The organism is Pseudomonas sp. NFPP25, assembly GCF_900116505.1.
In the GTDB taxonomy this organism is placed as follows: domain Bacteria; phylum Pseudomonadota; class Gammaproteobacteria; order Pseudomonadales; family Pseudomonadaceae; genus Aquipseudomonas; species Aquipseudomonas protegens.
On record NZ_FPBG01000013.1, the window covers coordinates 1 to 3,749 of the forward strand.

Annotated in this window: 1 protein-coding gene; it reads left to right on the forward strand. The window is 60.8% G+C overall.

All coding sequences use genetic code 11. The features are described 5' to 3' along the window. Window positions 1-3,749, forward strand: a 3,749-nt coding sequence (locus tag BM382_RS31185; protein WP_345788603.1) for an immunoglobulin-like domain-containing protein, incomplete at both ends; no start/stop codon positions are given.

Below are 3,749 nucleotides of genomic sequence, written 5' to 3' on the forward strand. Positions count from 1 at the left end.
ACGCCTGTTACTGTCACGCTCTCTAACGGCGCGGTGATCACCATCGCCGCTGGCGCCACTTCCGGTACTGCCACCGTCGCGGCCCCGGCGGATGATGTCTACAAAGACGCCGGCAAGGTTGAAGCCACCATTACCAAGGCCGAAGGCGGTAACTTCGAGAATCTGGAGACCAATCCAGCTCCAGCAGTCACCGACGTGACTGACACCATCGACACTTCGACGGTCAGTCTGACTGCAACACCAAGCGTCGCCGAAGGCGGCACTGTGGTGTACACCGCCTCCGTGACTGCGCCAGTGACCGGCTCCCCAGTCGTGGTGACCCTGTCCAACGGACAGACCATCACTATTCCGGTTGGCGAAAGCCAGGGCTCGGTGAACTTCACCGCGCCGAATGATGCCCTCGCTGGCGGCAGTTCCCTAAGCACCACCATTACCAAAGCCGACGGTGGTAACTACGAGAAACTGGAAGTCAGCGACAAGCCGGCAGAAACCTCGGTAACTGACACACCAGACACTACAACCCTGAGCCTCTCGGCTACTGAGTCTGTGGCTGAAGGTGGTTCGATCATCTACACCGCAACCCTGACCAACGCTGCCGGTACTCCGGTCACCGTGACCTTGAGTAACGGTGCCGTAATCACCATCGCTGCCGGTGCCACTTCCGGTACTGCCACCGTCGCCGCCCCTGCCGATGACGTCTATAAAGACGCCGGCAAGGTTGAAGCCACGATCACCAAGGCCGAAGGCGGCAACTTCGAGAACCTGGAGACCAATCCAGCGCCAGCGGTGACTGATGTCACCGATACCATCGACACCAGCACTGTTTCGCTGACGGCTACCCCTAACGTCGCCGAAGGCGGCACTGTGGTTTACACCGCGTCGGTCACCGCTCCCGTGACCGGTTCCCCGGTCGTGGTGACTCTGTCCAACGGTCAGACCATCACCATTCCAGTGGGTGAGTCGTCCGCCAGCGTGAACTTCACCGCTCCCAACGATGCGTTGGCGGGCGGCAGTTCGCTCAGCACCACCATTACCAAAGCCGACGGTGGTAACTACGAGAAGCTGGAAATCAGCGACAAGCCGGCTGAAACCAGCGTGACCGATACCCCGGACACCACTACCCTGAGCCTGAGCGCTACCGAGTCCGTGGCCGAAGGTGGTTCGATTGTCTACACCGCGACCCTGACCAATGCTGCGGGTACGCCTGTTACTGTCACGCTCTCTAACGGCGCGGTGATCACCATCGCCGCTGGCGCCACTTCCGGTACTGCCACCGTCGCGGCCCCGGCGGATGACGTCTACAAAGATGCAGGCAAAGTCGAAGCCACCATTACCAAGGCCGAAGGCGGCAACTTCGAAAACCTGGAGACCAATCCAGCCCCGGCGGTAACCGATGTCACTGACACCATCGACACCAGCACCGTTTCCCTGACTGCCACGCCGAGCGTGGCTGAAGGTGGAACCGTGGTGTATACCGCCTCCGTGACTGCACCAGTGACCGGTTCTCCAATGGTCGTCACTCTGTCCAACGGTCAGACCATCACCATCCCGGTGGGTGAGTCTTCTGCCAGCGTAAACTTCACCGCGCCAAACGATGCCCTCGCTGGCGGTAGCTCCCTGAGCACCACCATCACCAAAGCCGACGGTGGCAACTACGAGAAGCTGGAAGTTAGCGACAAGCCAGCCGAGACTTCAGTTACCGATACCCCGGACACTACAACCCTGAGCCTCTCGGCTACTGAGTCCGTGGCCGAGGGCGGTTCCATCGTCTACACCGCAACCCTGACCAACGCTGCCGGTACTCCGGTCACCGTGACCTTGAGTAACGGTGCCGTAATCACGATTGCTGCCGGTGCCACTTCGGGCACGGCAACTGTCGCCGCGCCAGCTGATGACGTCTACAAAGACGCCGGCAAGGTCGAAGCGACTATTACCAAGGCCGAAGGCGGCAACTTCGAGCACCTGGAAACCAATCCAGCTCCAGCAGTCACCGACGTTACTGACACCATCGACACCAGCACCGTTTCCCTGACTGCCACGCCGAGCGTGGCTGAGGGTGGCATTGTTGTTTACACCGCTTCGGTGACAGCACCAGTGACTGGCTCACCAGTGGTCGTCACTCTGTCTAACGGACAGACCATCACCATTCCGGTGGGTGAGTCTTCCGGCAGCGTGAATTTCACCGCACCAAACGATGCCCTCGCTGGCGGTAGTTCCCTGAGCACCACCATCACCAAGGCCGACGGTGGTAACTACGAGAAGCTGGAGGTCAGCGACAAGCCGGCTGAAACCTCGGTAACTGACACACCAGACACGACCACCCTGAGCCTCTCGGCTACTGAGTCTGTGGCTGAAGGTGGTTCGATTGTCTACACCGCGACCCTGACCAATGCTGCGGGTACACCTGTTACTGTCACGCTCTCTAACGGCGCGGTGATCACCATCGCCGCTGGCGCTACTTCCGGTACTGCCACCGTCGCCGCTCCGGCTGACGACGTCTACAAAGACGCCGGCAAAGTCGAGGCAACGATTACCAAGGCTGAAGGTGGCAATTTCGAGCACCTGGAGACCAACCCGACTCCAGCTGTGACTGATGTCACTGACACCATCGACACCAGCACCGTTTCCCTGACTGCCACGCCGAGCGTGGCTGAGGGTGGCATTGTTGTTTACACCGCTTCGGTCACTGCTCCGGTAACCGGCTCGCCTGTGGTGGTGACTCTGTCTAACGGACAGACCATTACCATCCCAGTGGGCGAATCCTCCGGTAGCGTGAATTTCACCGCTCCAAACGATGCGTTGGCGGGCGGCAGCTCCCTGAGCACCACCATTACCAAGGCGGACGGCGGTAACTACGAGAAGCTGGAAGTTAGCGACAAGCCAGCCGAGACTTCGGTTACCGATACCCCGGACACCACCACTCTGAGCCTGAGCGCGACCGAGTCCGTGGCTGAAGGCGGCTCCATCGTTTACACCGCAACCCTGACCAATGCCGCTGGCACGCCAGTGACCGTGACCCTGAGCAACGGTGCAGTGATCACTATCGCTGCTGGTGCTACCTCGGGCACAGCGACCGTCGCCGCTCCGGCCGATGACGTCTACAAAGATGCGGGCAAGGTCGAAGCCACCATTACCAAGGCGGAGGGTGGCAATTTCGAGCACCTGGAGACCAATCCAGCGCCAGCCGTCACCGATGTGACCGACACCATCGACAACTCCACCGTATCGCTGAAGGCCACGCCTTCGGCGGCCGAAGGCGGCAATGTCACTTACACCGCCACCGTCACCGCTCCAGTGACCGGTTCGCCAGTGGTGGTTACCCTGGCCAATGGCGAGAAGATCACCATCCCGGTCGGTGAAACTACCGGTTCGGTAAGCATCACGGCGCCTAACGATGTACTGGTCGGCCACACTCCACTAACCAACTCCATCACCAATGTCAGCGGTGGCAACTACGAGAACCTGGTCGCCGATAAGACTCCGGTCAGCACTACCGTGACCGATACCATCGACACCACCACCGTCAGCCTCAGCGCCACTGGCACCGTCGCTGAAGGCGGCCAGATCATCTACACCGCCACCCTGACCAACGCCGCCGGCACTCCGGTGACCGTGACCCTGAGCAACGGCGCGGTAATCACCATCGCCGCCGGTGCCACTACCGGCACCACCACCGTCGCGGCTCCAGCCGATGACGTGTACAAGGACGCCGGCAAGGTCGAGGCCACCATCACCAAGGCCGAGGGCGG